We start from the raw sequence: 16,583 nt of genomic DNA, 5'->3' as shown, positions 1-16,583 counted from the left end.
TGGCTCACCCCGACCGAATTCGAGAAGACCAATCGACACCTACAATCGGTGTCCTGACTCTCGCAACCCGGCGGACATCAAGCCGAGACAGCCCATTGGGGACCGGGACTTCCCGATGCCGAGTACCACTCTCAGTCTCCCGTACTCGACCCCGGCACGGAACTGCCCGAAGGTTGCCCACCCGCTGCCCTTACGCCGAACTTCGGGCAGTGTCCAAGCAGACAGCGCGGCGGCCGCGTTGGGCGTGAATCTGACGGAATGCTGTGTCTGCAGGTCCGCCGCATAACTCGAATATGCTGCCAGACACTGTATTTCAGCAATCAACTGTCGCGTCTACCGGCAGAGTGTGGCCAGGACGGGCTGGGCGGGATAGGTGAGATGGACCCGGCATCGTCGTTGTGGCACCGGGTCGATCAACTGTAGTGCGCGGTTGCTCAGAGTCTCGTCACACACCCCGGCGATGAGCGACCGGGAAAATTCGCCTGCGACGCATCCGAAAGCTCCAGAGCCGAATAGTGCTCTGCGAGGATTCGTGATTGTTCGGAACCGTCCCGGCACGTAGGTATCAGGCTGCACCCAGGTCGCAGGATCGCGGTTGAGCATGGCGGGGCAGACACCGACTACGGTCCCGGCAGGAAGGCGACGCTGTGGTGCGAGCCCGATGGTGACGGCTGGTAGTTCGGGAGCGGATCGACGTCACCGCAGCTCGAGTGCTCATGAAAACGGTTCATGCGGGTCTCGTCTCGGCTCAGACGGCGACGTTGGTGAAACTCGAGGAGTCGATGGAGCCAACCGCCACCACTCGACGCTTGATCAGCTCGGCGGCCCTTGCATCTGGACTGGAGCGGTTTCGGGCCGGGTCAGTTGCACCAGCACCGCGCCGGTGAGCAGTATCGCCGCCCCGGCCAGTTGCCTCAGCCCGATCGCCTGGCCGAGCAGCAGCCAGGCCAGCCCGGCGGCGACCAGCGGTTCGACAAGGGCCAGCACGCTGGCTAGGACCGCGGGTAGATCACGCAGCGCCCGCAGCCCCGTCAGATAAGGCAGCACGGTGCCCGCCACAGCCAGCACCAGCAGTACCAGCCACACAGGAGCCCGCAGACCGCCTAGTACCGCCGCGTCAGTGAGCAGGCCCGCAGGCAGCGTCCATGGCGGGACGACCGCCGCAACCATCACCGCGCCGATCGCCAGCCCGGCCGTGGTCAGCCCAAACGAGTCGTGCCTGCCCGCACCGTGTTCGCCGAGCAAAAAGTACCCTGCCGAGCAGATCGCCGCACCGAGCCCGGCGGCAACGCCGAGTCGGTCCAGCCCGGCGCCCTGCCAAATCTGCGTGACCAAGGCCAATCCGCCCAAGGCCATTCCGATACCCGCCCACGCCAGTCCGGGTAGCCGGGTGCCCCGCACCACCCGCACCCATAACGCGACCAGCGCGGGCGCCGCGTTGACCAGCACCATCGCCACCCCGACCGGAACCCGGGCTACGGCCACGAAGAACAACAGTTGCACCCCGGCGACGCCGAGCAGACCGTAAGCGAACAGCAGCCAAAGGTCGGCGCGGCCGAATCGCAGGGCCTGCGGCCGCAGCACCGCAACTATCGGCACCAGCAGTACTGCGGCCAACACGATCCGCACCGAGGTCACCGCTGCCGGAGACCAGCCCGCAGCCATTACCGCTACGGCCAGTGGGCCAGAACTCGCGAACAGCACCCACGAGATCAAACTCAGCCCGGTCGCCCGGGCCTGACTCGGTGCCCGCACAGCCGTCTCCGATACAGCCACGCCCGGCAGTGTGCCTGAGCGATCACCGCCCTGACCACAGAATTTCTGAGCACGCGGGTCTTGGTGCCCGAACGCATCTTGCGTGGTCGGCGGCGAAACCCCGCGATGACCCCGCAACCCCCGTGGACATTCGCACACCACCGCGCCGAGTGGCGGAGCGGGCGGGTTACCGGGCGTAGGTGTGGTTGACGGCGTCGATCCGGGTCTGCAGTTGTCGCATCACTTCGTCGGTGGGGCCGGGGCTGAAGCTCGAGTCTTCCCGGTTGTGGTTGAACAGGAGATAGCGGCCGTCTCCGGCGTAGTCCATCCAGATGAAGGCACGGCCGTCGTCGGTGGGCCGGGCGTCGAAGGCGGCTCCCGGATAGACAGTGATCTCGCCGGTACTGCTGCGCGGGCGCTGGACGAACCGCTGCATTTCCTCGATGGGTGACAGTTTGGTCGGGTGGCGCGCGTACACCGGCTGGTTCAGGTCGGATCGCCGCGCCGAGAACGGATAATGGCTTCCGCCTTGGCAGCGCGGTAGTTTCGCCGCGACTTCCGCGACCAGCATGTCCGCGCTGCACTGGGTGATGATCACATCGCGGCCGTGCGCGCGATCGGGGCCGGGCAGTTGCTGCGCCACCGTGGCGACCCGATCCGTCAGACCGGCGTGAATCCGCACCACCTGCGACAGCTCCGGCCCGTAGAAGCCGTGGACCTCGATCCGGATTCGCGGCTCCAGCAGTGTGGTCAGCGCCCGATGAAACCGTTCGTCGAACATCGTCTGCAACCGATGTGCCGTGCGCGCCCGCAGCCGTTCGTAGTCGTCGCGGTGCTCCGCGAACTCCGGCTGGTAGCTCAATGGGTAGGGCAGGCGGTCGCGGCCCATCGCCGACATCGCGATGGTGAACGCGAAGCCGTCCATCCGCCAACGGTTTTCGCTCATTCGCCGATGACCCCACCCGGCGGTAGCACGCGCGGCTGCACGCCGAGCAGCTCCGTGGTCCGGTCCTGGATCAGGTAGTCCGGTGTCTTGTGCTCCTCGTTGTCGTCTCCCTTCCCGCGGGCGGGCGCACCCATGCCGGGCATGCTGGACATGCCGGGTCTACCGGCCTGCGGGTTGCCCGCTCTGGACCCTGGCGCACCGGGACCGGGCCGGCCGGGCGGCCTGCCACCGGGGATGCCCTTACCAGGACTCGGCGTGCCAAGGAAACCCGGAGCACCGGGCGAGCCGGGGCCTGGCCTTCCGGGACGGCCGAGCGGGTCATCCAGGTAGTTCTTGGGCAGCTTCGGGTCGGAAGTCGCGTTCTGCGGCGTAGTGTTCGCCGGACTTGTGTTGAGCGGGTCGGTGTTCTGCGGGTTCGTGTTCTGGGGGCTGGTGTTCTGCGGATCGGTGCTGTTCGGGTCGCCCGGTTGCTCGCCATTGGCGTTGTCCGGCTTGCCAGTGGACGGGACACCACCGGGGTTCGGGCCGTTGCTGCTGGGGCCGGGCGAAGGCGCGGGTTGGTCGCCGGCCCGGTCGACCGGATTGAACGGTTCGGGCAGCAGCGGTGTCCGCCCGTCGACCTTCAACACGCCAGGCCGATAGACCGTGGTCATCACTTCCCGCGCGTGCGCGGCGGCTTCATCGGCTCGGTGCTTGGACAGCTTCAGCACACCGTTGCCGGGTATGTGCCCCATGAACTCGCCGAAGCCGTCCACCTGCTCCGGCGGCGGCACGGACCGTTTGGCCTGATCGAGGTAGCCCTGCATGAGGTCGATGCCGTTCGCGACCATCTGGAAGCTCACCGCCAGCTTCTGGAATTCATCCGAATAGCCGCGGGTGGCCTCCATCGCGGAATTGGCGGCGCGCCCGGCCCACAGCGTCGCGATGTCCTGGTCGACGCCGGCGCGGAAGGCGTTGATCGCGTTGGTGGCCTGCTCGGTCAGGCGCCGCCAGCCGTCGGCGCCGCTGTTGATATCGGCCTGCTCGACCCCTTTGACGCCGTCGTGACCATTGAGCGCCTCCCAAATCTGTTGGTGCGTCCAGGTTTCGAACGCTTCAGGGGCGAGGATCTTGCTGGGTGCGGGCTGATGGTGCCGCGGGTCCAGCACACCCCACTCGTTGTCGATGATCTGCCGGTCGCTCTTCCAATAGTCATCGGCGTCCTTGCGGAGATTGGAGTCCCGGTCATTGTTCTGATTCGACTGCGTGTGCGCGTCGAAGATCGCGACGGGTACGGGACCCGCGACCGCCGTGACAACAGCTTTGGCAACGTCGAGTGGGTTGACCATCAGCGCACCTCCTCGGTGAGAGTGCTCATCCGGCTGCCGGCTGCTTCGTCGGTGGCTTGCAGCTTGCCGATCGCGGCGGCGTAGGTGTCGTGCATCAGCTGGACTACCTCGATGTGCTGTTGGAGGCGGGCGACGGCGGAGTCGTTGGGGTCGTGTGAATCGCCGCCAGCGGCCTTCTTCTCGAACTTGGCTTGCAGGGTTTTCGCCGAAGGGAGGTCGCCGTAGCCCGAAAGGTAGGCCAACTGGGCCGCCTGTCGCTTCATGTTCTCAAGCTCCATGAGGAAGGCTTCGCAGCGCTGCCGTAGGGCCTCACCGATGCCGTATTCCATACGGAACTGGCCGCTGACTGCCTGCCGCTTGAGTTGCTGCCAGTGCCGCATCTCGCCCTGCATCTCATCTGCCATGCTGTACTCCCCTCACACAGATCTGAGGCCGTGCTGATCGAGCAGGCAGTGGGTCATTTTGGTAGGTGTGGTTCGAGATCTTTCGCGTGGCCGACTGCGAGTTCACACCGGTCGTTCGTAATTGGTTTGGAGGCGCGCCAGGTCGCGCTGATTACGAACATGCCCTGTTCCGCGGGTATAGCCACTCGACATGTCTCGCCTCGTGTATCGGTTTTGTCCTGATGGATCAGACTGGCGCGCGGGCCAATCATTACGTCCCGGAATCCGGTTTCCTTGTCATTGGCCCGGGTCTCCTCAACGGTGTGGGTGCTGGAGGCGACATCCACGAAGTACGGAAGCTCGGTTGACTGCCATCCGCAGATGCGCCATGACGCGGGACCGGACGGAGGGTCGGTTGTGACGCTCTTGGTTGCAGGGTCCACTCCGGTTCCGCGCAGCACGTCGTCGCTGAGCTGGGTGCAGGGGTTGAAGATCTGGATATCGTTCGCGGGCTTCGCTGTTGTGGTCGCGGTTCCATCCACACTCGACCCGCAGCCAGTGACCAGCGCCAGAACAGCGACACCGCCGAGCGTGGTGCGTAGGACGTCAGCGGTGCGCATATCTCTCCTGGCGTCGGCGTCGAAAATCCCCGTCGCTACTATATGACGCGCCAGACCCGGCCCCGGTTCCATCCGGTTCCGTGAACGGCGGTGGTGCACGGGTCCGGTCCCGCGCCGATGCCGAGCTGACGTGGATGTCGCGTCCTGGAGCGGCGAGCGGCATGCGTTGGCGCGGCCCGGAGGCGTTCGAGACATCGACAGCCCCCGGACGACACCGGCGACGGGTCTGGGTCAGGGATCGAGGAACAAGCGCTCACACGGCAAACGTCGCAATTCGGTTGTGTCGCTGGGGAATACGTCGACGGCATCGGCGTGGTGGCGGGCCCGGTGGTCTTGGATGAAGAGCAGGGCGGCGGTCAGGCAGGCGGCGAAATCGAATCTCGCGCCGTACAGGAAAATGCTGAGGTGTACGTCCGGTTCTTCGGGGCGTGGGGAAGCGGCAGGGGTCACCGCTCGCCAGCCCATCGTGCTGCCTCGGTGTCGATGATTCTGTTTCCCGCGGTGAGCGAGTCGGCGCGGTCGTCAACCACGCGAACACCGATCCATGGGCAGCGTCCACCGTTCGTTCGTTCGTGCTCGGTGAGTTTGCCGTCGACCAACCGAACCCATGTCGCGCAATGCCGTGACGGGCAGGCGACCTCGGTCAATGCGTTGGTGCGCGGGTCGAACTTTCCGAATCCGCAGTGCGACCAGTTGATCCACGGTCCGCAGTCGCAGTCACCCATGGGTCACCGCCCGGTGCTTTCCCGGGCCAAGGCACGCGCGGATCGCGTTGAGCACCAGGGCACCTGAAGGCCGGTACATGCAACGGGGCGGCTCGACCCAGCGCCGGAACTCCACGCGCTGGTCGGTGGGCGACGGTAATGCGATGGTGCCGCCCTCGCGAACGACCGAGACGTTGAGCCGGAACAGTTCGGCGAACAGGCTGTCCTCGTCGGGCAGGTCCGGCCGGATGAGATAGGTCCACCGGATCGAGCGGGGATGGGACAGAATCGGACCGAGATCTGTTTCCTGGCTTTGCATTTCGATCTTAACCGCCTGCCCCAGATGTGCGGGCATCATCAGGGCCCACACATGGGTGGCGGGCATGACGATGCGACCCATGTGCGGTGGGTCGATGACGGCGGGCAGGTCGCACACGCGCCGGTAGAAGTGGCACCGCGTCAATGGTGTATCGCCAAAGGGTATGTGGTCCATCAGGTTAGACCTCCGATCGCGTAAGTGGCTGAGGTGCGCCCGGCCCCTGGCGGTATCCGCGAATGCCAGGGACGGAAGCCTAGGAGGGAATCGGGCGGGCTCCCTACCGGATGCGCAGCCAGAACACCAGGTCGAGCTACATGACTGGCGGCGTTTTGGGTGATCCATGTAAGTTGTTGCAAAACAGCAGGATAGAAACCTTCGGCATGAGATGGTTCATGCAAGAACCGGTGCAGACGAAAACCAAAATTGGGGGCTGTGACATGTCAGAAACGGGAAGCACGCTGCCACGACGGCAGTTGGGTCGGTATTTGCGCGATCTGAGGACGCAGACCGGGATGACGATCCCGGAGGCAGCGAGACGGATCGAACGAGGGGCGAGCACGTTGCAGCGGCTGGAGACCGGCCAGGCCGAGCGGATTCGGCTGCTCGACATCCGAGAGTTGTGCAGCATCTACGATGCCGACGAAACCAAGACGACCGCACTCATGGGGCTAGCGCAGCAGGCGGCCATCAAGTCCTGGTACCACGAGTACGGGAACCTGATACCCGCCAACTTCGACGTGTATATGGGACTGGAAGCCTCTGCGCACCAGCTGACTTCGTATGCGCCAGATGTGATCTTGGGATTGCTGCAAACTCCGGACTACAGGCTGACGTTGCTGCGCTCGGCTCTGCCCGATGAGACCAGTGACGAGATCAACCGGCGCGTGCAACTCAAACTCAAGCGGCAGGCGTTGATTACCCGCAAGAGCCAGCCCGCCCATTTGGATGTTGTCCTGTTGGAGTGCGCGTTGCAGCGACTGGTCGGCGGTCGAAAGGTCATGGCCGCACAGTTGCGCCATCTCGCCGACATGTCCACGATGCCGAATGTGTCCATCCGGGTGCTTCCGTTTGCCGCTGGCATCCCGCTCGGTGATCCGCTGGGACCATTCACCATCCTCGATTTCGGAACCGACAACAAGGGCAAGCCGATCGAGCCGCCCGTGGTCTATCTGGAGAGCTTCACCGGAGACCTATACCTGGAGAAGCCGGAGGACGTAGCGCGTTACCATGAGGCACATGCAGCCATCCGGCGCGCCGCGCTGGATGAAACAGCGAGTAGGAACCTGATTCGACAGGTAGCAAGGGAGTACGCCGCGTGACCGATAAGTACGACGTTGACCTATCCGACGCGGTGTGGCGGAAGAGTACACGCAGTTCGGCCACCAAAGATTGTATCGAGGTCGCGTTCCTTGGAGTGGGCATGGTCGGGGTCCGTGACAGCAAAAACCCGACCGGTCCGGCCCTTGTCTTCACCCCCAGCGAGTGGGAAGCCTTCACCGCTGGCGTAGTCGACGGCGAATTCGACCAGAAGTAGCAGCAACAGCGGAAGGCCCTGCCCTCGTTGAGCGTTCGAGGTGAAGGGCCTTTTGCGCCAGCTGGCGGGATCAGTGCAAGGCTTCCACGACCGTCTTGGTGGTGTCGGCGAGGAGGCATCGCTCGCCTCCACATCCCGTGTGGACTTGCGGATCTGGATGGCGATCACGAGAGACGCGCCCACTGCCCGGCGAGGTGATGGCGACGTAGTTGTCAGCGCGGTAGTCGCCGTTCACACGCGCACGCGGATACCCGTTGCGCGCAGCTGTTCTCGACCGACGCGGCTGGCCCACGACACCGCACCGGTGGCCCGAACTTCCCGGATGCAGATAACATTTTCGACAATTCGAAATTCCCCGGCCTCAGGAGTGGGAAACTCAACTTCCATCACCATGAACGAAAGACTCTGGCAATGATCTTCGCGGCTTGGGCGTTCGGACTGCGGAAGACATCATTCCTGCGTTTACCGATCCTTGTGGCCGCGGCTGTCCTGCTATTGCCGAACTCCAGCGTCGGGAGCGCCGCGAAACCTGTTGGCACCAATGGTGATTGGCCGATGTGGCAGTTCGACCTTGCCGGTTCCCGGCACAATCCACACGAGACCGCCCTCACGCCGGCCACAGTGTCCTCGTTGCAGCTGAAGTGGGCGTTCGCGTTCCCCGACTCGATCGCCGCTTCCAGCCAGCCGGCGGTCGTGGACGGAACCGTTTACGTCGGTGGCCGCAACGGGACGTTTTATGCGCTGGACGCGTACACCGGTGCGACCCGGTGGTCGTTCCAAGCCGAGACACCCCTGGGCGGAAACCTCCCGACGTACGGGTTGCGCAACGGGCCCGCGGTCGTCGATGGAACGGTCTACTTCGGCGACAACTCGGCCAGAATGTGGGCCCTCGATGCACAGACCGGTGCCCAGCGCTGGGTCCGCCAACTGGACAACCATCGTTACGCGATCATCACCGGTTCGCCGCTCGTGTTCGACGGTCAGGTCTATGTCGGTGTGTCCAGTCAAGAGCTGGGTACCGCCACCAGCGACCTCTACCCGTGTTGCACCTTCCGGGGAAGTGTTGTGGCGCTCGACGCCGCGACCGGCAACGTGCAATGGCAGCACTACACGATCCCGCCACCGGAGCCGACCCTCAGTGGGTCGCCGCCGTTTGCCCCCAGCGGTGCGCCGGTCTGGTCGTCACCCACGATCCACCCGGAGTCGCGCACGCTGTACTACACCGCGGGCAACCCCTACACCGGTTATCCCGAGGGTGCGGAAGCGATTGGCGCGCTGGACATCGACACCGGAACCGCCCGGTGGGTCCGCCGGATGACTCCCGGGGAAGCCCCCTGGAACGGCCGCTGCGCGTACCCGCCGCCGGGTGGCAACTGCCCCGATCCCGGCCATGATTTCGACTTCGGTTCGCAGCCGAACATTTTCGAGATAGGTGACCGCTTGGTCGTCGGCGCGGGGCAGAAGAGCGGTGTCTACCACCTGCTCGACGCCGCCACCGGCGAGATCGTCTGGCAGACCAGGTTGAACACACCGGTACCGGTGCTGCCCATCCCGGGCTCGGAGTCGCTGCAAGGTATCCAGTGGGGTGCCAGTTATGACGGCCACCGCCTGTACGTTGCCACTTATCAGGGCACGCCGGGCACACTTTTCGCGTTGCACCCGGCGACCGGCGAGGTCATCTGGAGCACGCCGAATCCCGCCCATGGGTGCCTGTTCGATCCACCGCCGATACCGATGCTTCCGCTGTGCCAGCTCGCCATGCCGAACGCCGTCTCGTCGACACCCGGCCTGGTCTACGAGGGCAGTCTGGACGGCAAGATGCGCGCCTTCTCCGCCGAGACCGGTGCCATCGTCTGGGAATACAACACGGCACGGCACTTCCACACCGTGAACGGGGTGCCAGGCGTCGGCGGCGGTATCAACGGCCATGGCGCTGTCGTCGCGAACGGGATGCTGTTCACCAATTCCGGTTACGGCCGACAGATCACCACCGGGATGCCGGGCAATGTCCTGCTGGCCTTCGGTCTTCCCTGACCTGCTCGGATTGCGAATCTGCTGCTGAGCGTACGGTCCGATGAGTTCTCGGCCCGGGAGACGTCGACAGTGACATGACGACACATATGCTCGAGACCGCCCAGGTCGACATCGCCTACGACGTCCACGGCCTGCTGCCCACCGCTGACGGACGCCCACCGCTGATCATGATCGCCCAGCCCATGGATGCCAGCGGCTTCGGCGCGTTGGCGTCATATTTCCCCGATCGCACCGTGGTCACCTACGACCCGCGCGGCCTCGGCCGCAGCATCCGCAAAGACGGCCGGGTCGACAATTCGCCCACGGTCCAGGCCGACGACGTGCATGCCGTTATCGAGGCGCTCGGCGTTGGGCCGGTCGAGATGTTCGCCAGCAGCGGCGGCGCGGTCACCGCGCTCGCGCTCGTGGCGGCCTACCCCAGCGACCTGACCACGCTGGTGGCACACGAGCCGCCGCTCATTCCGGTGCTCCCAGACGCCGCGGCTGCCGAGCGCGCCCGCGCCGGCGTTCGCGACGCGTACGAGGCCAAGGGGTCCGGTGCCGGCATGGCGGCCTTCATCGCGATGACCTCATGGCAAGGTGAGTTCACCGACGACTACTTTGCCCAGCCCGCGGCGGATCCCGCCCTGTTCGGGATGCCGACCGAGGACGACGGTTCACGTGACGACCCGCTGCTCTCCGACCGGTCCTGGGCGGTCAGCAGCTATCGCCCCGATGTCGCCGCGCTGGCCGCGGCGCCGACCCGTGTCGTGATCGCCGTGGGCGAGGAGTCCCAGGGCACGTTCACCGGACGCACGTCTGTGGCCGCCGCGGCGCTGCTCGGTCAGCAGGCGACCGTGTTCCCCAGCCACCACGGCGGCTTCCTCGGCGGCGAGTTCGGGTACGCGGGCCAGCCCGAGGCCTTCGCCCGGACTCTGCGCGAGGTACTCGCCGGAAACAATTGACGCAGTGCGACTGTGTGCTCGACGACCGTGAGCCCACGTCGGATCGGTAGCTCCGTGCGCGGCCGTACCTGGAGCAGGTCGTAGACCTACTTCCTGGCGACCTCGCAGCAGTGTTGGTAAAGGGGAAGACTGCGATTTGGCCGGCCTGGCACCGGCGCGTCACACTATAGCGTCGCACGCTATAGTGGGGCTATGTCCAGCCGGAGTGATGTGCTGCGCGACGTGATGCGCAAAACGGGCACCACCCAGTCCCAGCTGTCGCGGGTGAGTGGCGTCCGCCAGTCCAGTATCAGCCAGGCCCTGTCCGGCAAGCTGAATCTCAGCGATGAGCAGCTCGATCGGTTGCTGTCCTGCATGGGTTATCGCCTCGAGGTCGTGCGGCGCCCCGTCGTCGCCGAGTTGACCCGCTCCGAGCGCCGCTCATGGCAGTTGCACAGCCGACTTTCGATGCACGTGACCCGGTCGAGCCTCGAGTCGTGGCTGCCACGCGTCGAACGCAATCTGCAGCGGCTTCGTGATGGGGTGTCCGGTCAACCGCATGTGCGCAATCTCGATCGCTGGCAGTCGCTGATCGAGCACCGTGACGTGCTAGGACTCCACCGTGTCCTCACGGGTCTCGACCGCGACTCGATCGAGATGCGCGAGGTTTCCCCGATGGGTGGGCTGCTCCCGCAAGACGAGCGCGCCGATGTACTGAACCTCGCGGGCTGATGCGACGCGATCAAATGGAGCACGCTATCCGCACGGCGTGCCAGATCATCGGCCGACCCGAGGTGATCGTGGTCGGTTCCCAATCGATCCTCGGCACCTTCGACGAAGCTCGGCTTCCCGCGGATGCCACGATGTCGCTGGAGGTCGATATCCTCCCGATCGCAGACGACAACGCCGAGACCGCGCGACTGGCGGACCTCATCGAAGGTGTGGCCGGCGAGTTCTCACCGTTCGAGGACCTGCATGGTTACAGCATCGACGGTGTCGACATGACGACCTCCGCACTGCCGGACGGGTGGCGAAGCCGACTGGTCAAGGTACAGAACGCCAATACGGCCGCACCGTCGGGCAAACCCCAGTTCACCGGTTGGTGCCTGGACAAGGAAGATCTGTGCGTGGCGAAGCTGTGCGCCTTCCGCGAGAAGGACCAGAACTTCGTGGCCGCACTGCTCGATGCGGGGCTTGTCGCTCCGGCTGTGATCGCTGAACGCTTACCCGCCGTTCCGGACACCTACAAACCCGCGGCCGAACGCGCACTCGGGTGGATCAACTCCTGGCGGTAGACGCCGCGGCAGCGTTGGCTGCGTCTGTCAGGGATCGAGGCGCGGATGCTCGCCCTGTGGTCGGGCGCCCGTGGTCGCCGCTCGACAACGCCACGCGGGCAGCAAGGGCTGTTCGATGTGTGATCGTCGAACCGTCGGCGCACATGGTCCCGCGCATCTCCATCAACCGCGAATTCGGTTCGGCCAAAGAAATTTCCATCGTCCCCGACGACGAAGCGAACGCGGCGTTCGGACTCCATCGCGGCATCCGGGGATCGAAGTCCCGGAACCGAACAAAATTTTGTCATAGGCTGAGAACCGTGGCAGGCAAGAGGTCATGGTTGGAATCGGGGCTGGCGATCCTAGGTCCGACCCGCTATCTGCTGCTCGGGGCGGGCGACAAGCTGCCCCCGGTTCCGCCGGGCGAACTGCGCGAACTGGCGAGATGGGTGGTGGCGTGACCGCCCGCGATCCGGTCGGGTCGACGGGGCCGCCACGCGACGACCTCGGCACACCCGTGGATATTTGCACACCGCCACGCCGAGTGGTCTCCCTCGTTCCCTCGCTGACCGAAACAGTGGCCTCGACCTGCCCGGAAATCCTTGTCGCGGCGACGCAGTGGTGCACCCACCCGGCCGAACTGGACGTCGAACGTGTCCGCGGCACCAAGAACCCGAATGTACGGCGCGTCATCGAGCTGGCCCCCGACCTGGTGCTGTGCAACAAGGAGGAGAACCGCCGCATCGACGTCGACCGCCTCCGCGCGGCGGGCATCCCCGTGTGGGTGACCAGGATCGAAACTGTCGAGCAAGCCATGGTCTCGCTCGCTCGGCTCTGCACGGAGGCGCTCGGAGTCGGTGTCCCGTCCTGGCTCACCGCGGCCGAATCCGTCTGGGCTCCAGCACCACCCGTAACGGAACGCGCCGCCGTCATCCCGATTTGGCGCAACCCGTGGATGGTGGTCGGCCGGGACACCTTCACCGGCGATCTCGCCCGCCGCCTCGGCCTACGGCTGGTGCATGCCGATCGCGCGGACCGCTATCCCCGTCTTACCGTGGCGGAGCTGACGGAGGGGGTGGATATCGCGGTGTTGCCCGACGAGCCCTATCGCTTCACCGAGTCCGATGGCCCCGACGCTTTTCCGGGCATTCCGGTCGCCCTGGTGGAGGGTCGCGCGCTCACCTGGTACGGGCCTTCGCTGGCTACGGCCCGCGCCACCCTCACGGCGCAGTTGGCCCGGGCTCGTCGACCCGATCAGCCGAGTTCGTAGTCGAACCAGAGGTGGTGGGCGCCGTCGGCGTCCACACAGAGCCCACGGCCGCTGGTGCCGCCGCTCGGGACGATGGCGCCGAACTCGTCCGTGCGGTCGAGCAGCGGGTGTGGCCGGTCTTACAGCACAGGCAGCTGAGGGGTTTCGGGAAAGACGACGGGCAAGGACGCCAGCGATCGGTGGAACGGTCCCGGTCGCCAGACCAGATCGGACTTCGGCACTGCGAGTCGGATCTCGGGGAGGGCGTCGAGGAGTTGGTCGGCCGCGTCCTGCGCGACCAGGTATGCCACGGACTTGGCGGGGCAGGCGTGCGGTCCGCCGCCCCACGCCAGATGCGAGCGATTACCGATGCGCTCTCCACCGGCGATGGCGGGGTCGTTGTTACATGCGGCGAGGCTGATGAGGACCGGTTGATGTGCGGGCAGCCAGTTATTGTCGATCAGGATCGGCTGTCGCGGGAAGCTTATGCACAAGTTCGCCAGTGGGGGGTCGTTGAAAAGGACTTCATCGAGTGCGTCGCGGGTCGACAGGCTCCCGCCGACGACGGACCCGCCGAACCGTTCGTCGGCGATCACCAGCAGCAGCGTGTTGGCGATCAGATTTTGCAGCGGTTCGATCCCCCCACCATAGAAGTCGAGCAGTTGGAACAGCAGCTCCGTGTCATCGAGACCGGTCGGGTGGCTCGCCATCCATGACGTGACGTCGGCGGCGGGCTCCCGGCGTCGCAGTTGGACCAGCTCCATGAGCGCTCCGCTGATCATCTGGACGCCCTCGGTGGCGTCGACCGTGTTGATGAGGGCGGCCATGCCGGCCGCGATTCTCCCGCCGATGTCCGCCGAGCAGCCGACCAGATGGTTGAGGACCTGGAAGACCACCGGGAAGGCGTACTGCGCTATCAAGTCCGCCGAACCGCTTTCGCAGAAGTCGTTGATCAGCGGGGTAGCGATCTTCTCGACAGTGGAACGCAGGGCGTGGAGGTCGATTTCGGCGACGGCGTCGGTGTAGGCCTGTCGATAGCGATGGTGCGCTTCGCCGGTGTTGCGCCGTGCGTTGGGGCGCCACTCCATGGCCGGCCGGACCGGCGAGTCGGCGGGGATGGTCTCCTGCCACATCCGCGGATCGGCCGGAAAGTGGTCGGGGTCGTTCAAAATTCGGATGGCGGCGTGGTAGCTGATCACCAATGTCGCGGGCACATCCGGCGCCAGCTCGATCGGGACCATCGAGCCGTACTCGGTGCGCATCTCGTCATATACCCGCATCGGGTCGGCCGCGTATTCCGCAGTGTTCAGCGAGAGTCGGGCCTCGCCGGAATCAATGGGCGAGCCGTGCAGGACGGGGCAGGTCGCCGAGGCGGCTGCTTGGTCGTTGGCGGGCTCGGGAGCGTACGGCGTGGTCAAAGATGACCTCCAGACGGTGGAACCAACAGTCGGAGAGATTGATCGGCCGAGGCAGAGGCACGCTCTGGTCGCGGGTCCGCTTCAGGAGTCAAGCGCTGGCAGCGTAGCCCGGGATCGGTCGATACTCAAGTCATGGCTCATCCGGCCGAATCCGATTGGGCGCCATTGCTATCCGCGCTGGTCGATGCCGCGGACATTCCGATCTGGCGCATGCTGCCCGACGAGTCCCACACGGCACAAGGATCCGGTGCTCCTGATCTTTTCCGGGCATCTCGGCAACGGCACAGCCCCGCCCGCTCGGCGTACTCGAGCGGGCGGGGCGGGAATCGGGCTGCTTACGCCGCGGCCCTGCGCTGGAAAGACGCTCGGGCCCAGAAATATCCGAGGACGGCGATGCCGATGCACCAGGCCACGGCGATGACGCCGTTATTGCCGATGTGGCTGCCCATCAGCAGTCCTCGCACGGTCTCGGTGATCGGCGTGAACGGCTGGTACTCGGCGAACTGGCGGACGCCGGTCGGCATGGAGTCGGTCGGCACGAATCCGCTACCGAGAAAAGGCAGCATGATGATGGGCGTCGGCGCGTTGCTCGCGGACTCCGGGTTGCGCGCCGATGCGCCGAATCCGACAGCCAGCCAGATCAACGCGAACGACAGTAGCGCCAGCAGGCCGAGGACGGCGAGCCACTCGACCGCGTCGGCGGTCGGTCGGAATCCGATGGCGAATGCCACTCCGATCATGCATCCCACGCCCGCCATCGCCTGGATCAGTGAGCCGACGACGTGGCCGGTGAGTATCGAGGTCTGGGAGATCGCCATGGTGCGCAACCGGTTGACGATGCCCTTGGTCAGGTCGGTGGTGACGCCGACCGCGGTGGAGGCCACCATCCATGCCGGGATCATGAGCAGCATTCCCGGGGTGAGGTAGTTGACGTACTTGTCGCCGTGTCCGCCGCCGACGCCCGCGTTCAGCGCGTGGCCGAAGAAATAGTTGAATATCAGCAGCAACAGGATCGGCATGATGATGATCGAGAAGACCATCGCGGGATAGCGCCGGGCGTGCAACAGATTTCGCCGCAGCATCGTGAGTGCGTCGTTCGAGGTGTATGCCAAGGTGGTCATCGCAATGCCGCTTCCGTTTCGGTGCCGGTGGTGTGACCGGTGAGCGCGAGAAAGACGTCGTCTAGGTCAGGGGTGTGCACCGACAGTCCGTCGACGGGGATCCGGCCGTGGTCGAGCCGGTCGAGCACGGCGCGTAGCGAGCCGATATCGCCGGTGCTGGGGACCTGCAGGGTCAGGTCGTGGTCGCTGCGCAGCGCGCCGTCCAGAGTGTTCGCGGCCGCGGCGAGCGAACTCGGGTCCGGGAACTGCAGGCGGATGTAGCCGCCGGGCACCAGGCGCTTGAGTTGATCCGGGGTGCCCTCGGCGACGATGCGGCCGTGGTCGAGCACCGCGATCCGATCGGCGAGTTCATCGGCCTCCTCCAGATATTGGGTGGTGAGGAAGACCGTCATGCCTTCGGCGACCAGGCTTCGGATGATGTCCCACACGGCGCGGCGGCTGCGCGGGTCCAGGCCGGTGGTCGGCTCGTCGAGGAAGATGATGCTCGGCTCGCCGAGCAGAGTCATCGCCAGGTCGAGTCGCCTGGTCATACCGCCGGAGAAGGTTTGCGCCAGCTTGTCGCGCGCGTCGACGAGGTCGAGTTTCTCCAGCAGTTCGCCTGCGCGACGCTTGCTCTCCCGCCGGTCCAGGTGGTGCAGGTCGCCCATGAACAGGAGGTTCTCCTCGGCCGTCATGAGTTCGTCGACCGCGGCGAACTGGCCGGTGACGCCGATCGTGGCGCGCACGGCTTCCGGCTGGCGCGTCACGTCGTAACCGGCTACGTGCAGATCGCCGCCGTCGGCGGGGATGAGGGTCGACAGGATCTGCACGGTGGTGGTCTTGCCGGCGCCGTTCGGGCCGAGCAGCGAGAAGATGCTTCCCGCCGGGATGGTGAGATCGATGCTGTCGAGAACGGTCTTGTCGCCGTAGGACTTTCGCAGTCCGCGGACGTCGATCGCGGTGGTGGACACAGCTGTTGCCTTTCGTTGCTGTCGC

21 protein-coding genes are annotated in these 16,583 nt (G+C 65.6%); 8 read left to right on the top strand and 13 right to left on the bottom strand.

Annotated features, from left to right (window positions below):
- Positions 1 to 333: 333 nt before the first annotated feature.
- The 9 genes from AB0B25_RS25220 to AB0B25_RS25180 form a co-directional block, all read right to left on the bottom strand.
- Positions 334 to 663, bottom strand: a complete 330-nt coding sequence (locus AB0B25_RS25220) for a cytochrome P450 (protein ID WP_357184064.1) — start codon at positions 661 to 663, stop codon at positions 334 to 336.
- Positions 664 to 813: 150 nt separating this feature from the next.
- A complete protein-coding gene (locus AB0B25_RS25215; protein ID WP_357184050.1) occupies positions 814 to 1,776 on the bottom strand; it encodes an EamA family transporter in 963 nt (320 codons plus the stop codon).
- Between the two features lie 166 nt (positions 1,777 to 1,942).
- Positions 1,943 to 2,701, bottom strand: coding sequence for an ESX secretion-associated protein EspG (locus AB0B25_RS25210; RefSeq protein ID WP_357184047.1), 759 nt, complete (start codon positions 2,699 to 2,701; stop codon positions 1,943 to 1,945).
- Positions 2,698 to 4,029 (bottom strand): hypothetical protein, encoded by a 1,332-nt coding sequence (locus AB0B25_RS25205; RefSeq protein WP_357184045.1) that lies wholly within the window; start codon positions 4,027 to 4,029, stop codon positions 2,698 to 2,700. Before AB0B25_RS25205 ends, AB0B25_RS25210 begins: the two co-directional genes overlap by 4 nt.
- Positions 4,029 to 4,433, bottom strand: a complete 405-nt coding sequence (locus AB0B25_RS25200; protein ID WP_357184043.1) for a hypothetical protein — start codon at positions 4,431 to 4,433, stop codon at positions 4,029 to 4,031. Before AB0B25_RS25200 ends, AB0B25_RS25205 begins: the two co-directional genes overlap by 1 nt.
- A 53-nt stretch (positions 4,434 to 4,486) precedes the next feature.
- Entirely contained in the window at positions 4,487 to 5,032 is a 546-nt protein-coding gene (locus tag AB0B25_RS25195) for a DUF3558 domain-containing protein (protein WP_357184041.1), read from the bottom strand.
- A 231-nt stretch (positions 5,033 to 5,263) separates the two neighbouring features.
- The gene (locus AB0B25_RS25190) at positions 5,264 to 5,482 is read right to left on the bottom strand and encodes a hypothetical protein (protein WP_357184038.1); all 219 of its coding nucleotides are present in this window, start codon (positions 5,480 to 5,482) and stop codon (positions 5,264 to 5,266) included.
- Positions 5,479 to 5,757 (bottom strand): hypothetical protein, encoded by a 279-nt coding sequence (locus tag AB0B25_RS25185; protein ID WP_357184035.1) that lies wholly within the window; start codon positions 5,755 to 5,757, stop codon positions 5,479 to 5,481. The genes AB0B25_RS25190 and AB0B25_RS25185 overlap by 4 nt, the downstream gene beginning before the upstream one ends.
- Positions 5,750 to 6,229 (bottom strand): DNA-directed RNA polymerase subunit beta, encoded by a 480-nt coding sequence (locus AB0B25_RS25180; protein WP_357184032.1) that lies wholly within the window; start codon positions 6,227 to 6,229, stop codon positions 5,750 to 5,752. The genes AB0B25_RS25185 and AB0B25_RS25180 overlap by 8 nt, the downstream gene beginning before the upstream one ends.
- Before the next feature lie 140 nt (positions 6,230 to 6,369).
- Between AB0B25_RS25180 and AB0B25_RS25175 the strand changes: the two genes are divergently transcribed.
- Both AB0B25_RS25175 and AB0B25_RS25170 read left to right on the top strand, forming a co-directional pair.
- Positions 6,370 to 7,374: a helix-turn-helix transcriptional regulator gene (locus AB0B25_RS25175; protein WP_357184029.1), complete on the top strand. Its 1,005-nt coding sequence runs from the start codon at positions 6,370 to 6,372 to the stop codon at positions 7,372 to 7,374.
- Entirely contained in the window at positions 7,371 to 7,589 is a 219-nt protein-coding gene (locus tag AB0B25_RS25170) for a DUF397 domain-containing protein (RefSeq protein ID WP_357184026.1), read from the top strand. Before AB0B25_RS25175 ends, AB0B25_RS25170 begins: the two co-directional genes overlap by 4 nt.
- Positions 7,590 to 7,820: 231 nt before the next feature.
- Here the strand turns inward: AB0B25_RS25170 and AB0B25_RS25165 are convergent, their stop codons facing one another.
- Positions 7,821 to 7,982, bottom strand: coding sequence for a hypothetical protein (locus tag AB0B25_RS25165; protein WP_357184023.1), 162 nt, complete (start codon positions 7,980 to 7,982; stop codon positions 7,821 to 7,823).
- A gap of 18 nt (positions 7,983 to 8,000) precedes the next feature.
- Between AB0B25_RS25165 and AB0B25_RS25160 the strand changes: the two genes are divergently transcribed.
- The 6 genes from AB0B25_RS25160 (at position 8,001) to AB0B25_RS25135 (ending at position 13,090) form a co-directional block, all read left to right on the top strand.
- Positions 8,001 to 9,623, top strand: a complete 1,623-nt coding sequence (locus AB0B25_RS25160) for a PQQ-binding-like beta-propeller repeat protein (protein WP_357184020.1) — start codon at positions 8,001 to 8,003, stop codon at positions 9,621 to 9,623.
- 74 nt (positions 9,624 to 9,697) lie between these two features.
- Positions 9,698 to 10,567, top strand: coding sequence for an alpha/beta hydrolase (locus tag AB0B25_RS25155; RefSeq protein WP_357184017.1), 870 nt, complete (start codon positions 9,698 to 9,700; stop codon positions 10,565 to 10,567).
- Positions 10,568 to 10,759: 192 nt separating this feature from the next.
- A complete protein-coding gene (locus AB0B25_RS25150; protein ID WP_357184014.1) occupies positions 10,760 to 11,278 on the top strand; it encodes a helix-turn-helix transcriptional regulator in 519 nt (172 codons plus the stop codon).
- Complete coding sequence (locus AB0B25_RS25145; RefSeq protein WP_357184012.1) at positions 11,278 to 11,841, top strand: DUF6036 family nucleotidyltransferase; 564 nt, start codon at positions 11,278 to 11,280, stop codon at positions 11,839 to 11,841. The genes AB0B25_RS25150 and AB0B25_RS25145 overlap by 1 nt, the downstream gene beginning before the upstream one ends.
- A 299-nt stretch (positions 11,842 to 12,140) precedes the next feature.
- A complete protein-coding gene (locus AB0B25_RS25140) occupies positions 12,141 to 12,281 on the top strand; it encodes a hypothetical protein (protein ID WP_357184009.1) in 141 nt (46 codons plus the stop codon).
- On the top strand, positions 12,278 to 13,090 hold the full coding sequence (locus AB0B25_RS25135) for a helical backbone metal receptor (RefSeq protein ID WP_357184007.1): 813 nt from the start codon (positions 12,278 to 12,280) through the stop codon (positions 13,088 to 13,090). Before AB0B25_RS25140 ends, AB0B25_RS25135 begins: the two co-directional genes overlap by 4 nt.
- 119 nt (positions 13,091 to 13,209) lie before the next feature.
- Here AB0B25_RS25135 and AB0B25_RS25130 read toward each other — a convergent pair whose 3' ends face one another.
- The 3 genes from AB0B25_RS25130 to AB0B25_RS25120 all read right to left on the bottom strand — a co-directional run bounded on the left by AB0B25_RS25130 (position 13,210) and on the right by AB0B25_RS25120 (position 16,558).
- Positions 13,210 to 14,487, bottom strand: a complete 1,278-nt coding sequence (locus AB0B25_RS25130; protein WP_357184004.1) for a cytochrome P450 — start codon at positions 14,485 to 14,487, stop codon at positions 13,210 to 13,212.
- Positions 14,488 to 14,822: 335 nt separating this feature from the next.
- The gene (locus tag AB0B25_RS25125; RefSeq protein ID WP_357184001.1) at positions 14,823 to 15,608 is read right to left on the bottom strand and encodes an ABC transporter permease; all 786 of its coding nucleotides are present in this window, start codon (positions 15,606 to 15,608) and stop codon (positions 14,823 to 14,825) included.
- Positions 15,605 to 16,558, bottom strand: a complete 954-nt coding sequence (locus AB0B25_RS25120; RefSeq protein WP_357183998.1) for an ATP-binding cassette domain-containing protein — start codon at positions 16,556 to 16,558, stop codon at positions 15,605 to 15,607. The genes AB0B25_RS25125 and AB0B25_RS25120 overlap by 4 nt, the downstream gene beginning before the upstream one ends.
- Between the last annotated feature and the right edge of the window lie 25 nt (positions 16,559 to 16,583).

Source organism: Nocardia sp. NPDC049190, assembly GCF_040648115.1.
Taxonomy (GTDB): Bacteria; Actinomycetota; Actinomycetes; order Mycobacteriales; family Mycobacteriaceae; genus Nocardia.
Note: the sequence above shows the minus strand (reverse complement) of the source record. Positions and strands in the feature narration are given on the sequence as shown.

What these genes read in the sequence shown, in the direction of transcription:
- AB0B25_RS25125 (WP_357184001.1), bottom strand. Translation starts at nt 15,608, where the DNA reads ATGACCACCTTGGCATACACCTCGAACGACGCACTCACGATGCTGCGG.
- AB0B25_RS25165 (WP_357184023.1), bottom strand. Translation starts at nt 7,982, where the DNA reads ATGGTGATGGAAGTTGAGTTTCCCACTCCTGAGGCCGGGGAATTTCGA.
- AB0B25_RS25180 (WP_357184032.1), bottom strand. Translation starts at nt 6,229, where the DNA reads ATGGACCACATACCCTTTGGCGATACACCATTGACGCGGTGCCACTTC.
- AB0B25_RS25210 (WP_357184047.1), bottom strand. Translation starts at nt 2,701, where the DNA reads ATGAGCGAAAACCGTTGGCGGATGGACGGCTTCGCGTTCACCATCGCG.
- AB0B25_RS25160 (WP_357184020.1), top strand. Translation starts at nt 8,001, where the DNA reads ATGATCTTCGCGGCTTGGGCGTTCGGACTGCGGAAGACATCATTCCTG.
- AB0B25_RS25185 (WP_357184035.1), bottom strand. Translation starts at nt 5,757, where the DNA reads ATGGGTGACTGCGACTGCGGACCGTGGATCAACTGGTCGCACTGCGGA.
- AB0B25_RS25145 (WP_357184012.1), top strand. Translation starts at nt 11,278, where the DNA reads ATGCGACGCGATCAAATGGAGCACGCTATCCGCACGGCGTGCCAGATC.
- AB0B25_RS25195 (WP_357184041.1), bottom strand. Translation starts at nt 5,032, where the DNA reads ATGCGCACCGCTGACGTCCTACGCACCACGCTCGGCGGTGTCGCTGTT.
- AB0B25_RS25150 (WP_357184014.1), top strand. Translation starts at nt 10,760, where the DNA reads ATGTCCAGCCGGAGTGATGTGCTGCGCGACGTGATGCGCAAAACGGGC.
- AB0B25_RS25155 (WP_357184017.1), top strand. Translation starts at nt 9,698, where the DNA reads ATGACGACACATATGCTCGAGACCGCCCAGGTCGACATCGCCTACGAC.
- AB0B25_RS25200 (WP_357184043.1), bottom strand. Translation starts at nt 4,433, where the DNA reads ATGGCAGATGAGATGCAGGGCGAGATGCGGCACTGGCAGCAACTCAAG.
- AB0B25_RS25175 (WP_357184029.1), top strand. Translation starts at nt 6,370, where the DNA reads ATGACTGGCGGCGTTTTGGGTGATCCATGTAAGTTGTTGCAAAACAGC.
- AB0B25_RS25205 (WP_357184045.1), bottom strand. Translation starts at nt 4,029, where the DNA reads ATGGTCAACCCACTCGACGTTGCCAAAGCTGTTGTCACGGCGGTCGCG.